The organism is Streptomyces sp. UH6 (assembly GCF_013421635.1).
Taxonomy (GTDB): domain Bacteria; phylum Actinomycetota; class Actinomycetes; order Streptomycetales; family Streptomycetaceae; genus Streptomyces; species Streptomyces abyssomicinicus.
Genome location: NZ_JACADT010000822.1, coordinates 1 through 2,569 on the forward strand (window position 1 = coordinate 1; position 2,569 = coordinate 2,569).

The 2,569-nt window shown below is 72.6% G+C and carries 2 protein-coding genes; one reads left to right on the top strand and one right to left on the bottom strand.

Annotation, left to right across the window (positions count from 1 at the left end):
* Positions 1–1,231: DEAD/DEAH box helicase (locus tag HW445_RS26315; protein WP_257231302.1), on the bottom strand; the 1,231-nt coding region annotated here is incomplete at its 3' end.
* Between the two features lie 598 nt (positions 1,232–1,829).
* Here HW445_RS26315 and HW445_RS26320 point away from each other — a divergent pair.
* On the top strand, positions 1,830–2,569 hold a 740-nt coding region (locus tag HW445_RS26320), incomplete at its 3' end, for a ferritin-like fold-containing protein (RefSeq protein ID WP_180223377.1).

Here is a 2,569-nt window from a genome sequence, read left to right on the forward strand (position 1 = left end):
GGCCGCCCCGGCCGCGCTCACGGTCGTTCCTGCGGCCACCCGGCTCGCCCAGGTCCTCGATCTCCTCGGCGCCCAGCCCCGCACGCGTGCGCTCGGAGCGCGGCAGTATGCCCTTGGTGCCCTCGGGGATGGACAGGTCGGAGAAGAGGTGCGGCGACGTCGAGTACGTCTCGACCGGGTCGTTGAAGTCCAGCCCCAGCGCCTTGTTGATGAGCTGCCAGCGCGGGATGTCGTCCCAGTCGACGAACGTGACGGCCGTGCCCTTCGCCCCGGCGCGGCCGGTGCGGCCGACGCGGTGCAGGAAGGTCTTCTCGTCCTCGGGGGACTGGTAGTTGATGACGTGCGTGACGCCCTCGACGTCGATGCCCCGGGCGGCGACGTCGGTGCAGACCAGCACGTCGACCTTGCCGTTGCGGAAGGCGCGCAGCGCCTGCTCGCGGGCACCCTGCCCCAGGTCGCCGTGGACCGCGCCGGAGGCGAACCCGCGGCGCTGGAGCTGGTCGGCGATGTCGGCGGCGGTGCGCTTGGTGCGGCAGAAGATCATCGCCAGCCCGCGGCCCTCGGCCTGAAGGATGCGGGCGACCATCTCCGGCTTGTCCATGGAGTGCGCGCGGTAGACCAGCTGCTTGATGTTCGCGACCGTCTTGCCCTCGTCGTCCGGCGCGGTGGCGCGGATGTGCGTGGGCTGCGACATGTAGCGGCGGGCCAGGCCGATGACCGCGCCCGGCATGGTCGCCGAGAACAGCATCGTCTGGCGCTTGGCCGGAAGCATGTTGATGATCTTCTCGACGTCCGGCAGGAAGCCGAGGTCGAGCATCTCGTCGGCCTCGTCGAGGACCAGGCTGCGGACGTGCTTGAGGTCCAGCTTCTTCTGGCCGGCCAGGTCCAGGAGGCGCCCCGGGGTGCCGACGACCACGTCGACGCCCTTCTTCAGCGCCTCGACCTGAGGCTCGTAGGCGCGGCCGCCGTAGATCGCGAGGACCCGGACGTTGCGGACCTTGCCGGCCGTCTGCAGGTCGTTGGTGACCTGGGTGCACAGCTCACGGGTGGGGACGACGACCAGCGCCTGCGGCGCCTCGGTCAGGTCCTCCGGCTTCGCCCGCCCGGCCTCGACGTCGGCGGGGACGGTGACGCGCTCCAGGAGCGGCAGACCGAAACCGAGGGTCTTGCCCGTGCCGGTCTTCGCCTGGCCGATGACGTCCGAGCCCGAGAGGGCCACCGGGAGCGTCATCTCCTGGATGGGGAAGGGACTGACGATGCCGACCGCCTCGAGGGCTTCGGCCGTCTCAGGGAGAATTCCGAGATCGCGGAATGTGGTAGTCAGGGTGCTGCCTCTTCTGTGTGCGCGGCGCGAGGCGAGCGCGGGGGTCCACCGTGGCGGGCACGGTCGTACCGAACCGGAAGGACGTCGTCGGCCCTGCTCGGGAGACGGGCCCGTGGCACGGGACCACGCCGACGCTCCAGCACTCGTACCGCTGAGGGGTCCCTCCGTGGCCGCACGCATGGGGGCTGCGGGCGAGGAGGGCTGTCGGGTCGGAGCCGATCGGGCCACCGACCGGGCATCCTCATTCGTGCGGCCCGTCGGATACGTGGCGGGCGCATTACCACCATACCCCGGAATCGCGCACATGCGAGGGTCGGTCCGGCGACGTAGTGCTCCTCACATCGCGCCGTCGCCGCCTCCGCCCCGCCGCGGACCCGCCCCCGCGCGTCCTCGCCCGCGCGCGCCCTCCGTCCTGGCCGTGCGCCGGGGCGGGCGTGGGCGGTGACGGCGACGGGCGTGGGCGGTGACGGCGAGGGGAACGGCCGGGCGGACTATCGTTCGTTTCATGACGACGCCTGACAACGCCACCGGCCAGACCGACGCCGCTCCGGACGCCGCGACCGACAAGGTCGCCGCGCAGACCTGGGAGCAGGCTTCCGCAGACCCGCAGTACCGCGCCGCCGTCGTGGACCTGCTGGGTGCGCTCGCGTACGGCGAGCTGTCGGCGTTCGAGCGGCTCGCCGAGGACGCCAAGCTGGCGCCGAGCCTCGCCGACAAGGGCGAGCTGGCCAAGATGGCCGCCGCCGAGTTCGGCCACTTCGACCGGCTGCGGGCCCGGCTGGCGGAGATCGACGTCGACCCGGAGGAGGCCATGGCGCCCTTCGTCGCGGCGCTGGACGGCTTCCACCGGCAGACGGCCCCGTCGGACTGGCTGGAGGGCCTGGTCAAGGCCTACGTCGGCGACTCGATCGCGGCGGACTTCTACCGCGAGGTCGCGGTGCGGCTCGACTCCGACACCCGGGAGCTGGTGCTGGCGGTGCTCGACGACCTCGGGCACGCCGAGTTCGCCGTGGAGAAGGTGCGGGCGGCCATCGAGGCGGAGCCGCGGGTCGGCGGGCGGCTGGCGCTGTGGGCGCGGCGGCTGATGGGCGAGGCGCTGTCGCAGTCGCAGCGCGTGGTGGCGGAGCGGGACGCGCTCTCCACCATGCTGGTGGGCGGCGTGGCGGACGGCTTCGACCTCGCGGAGGTGGGCCGGATGTTCTCCCGCATCACGGAGGCCCACACCAAGCGGATGGCCGCGCTCGG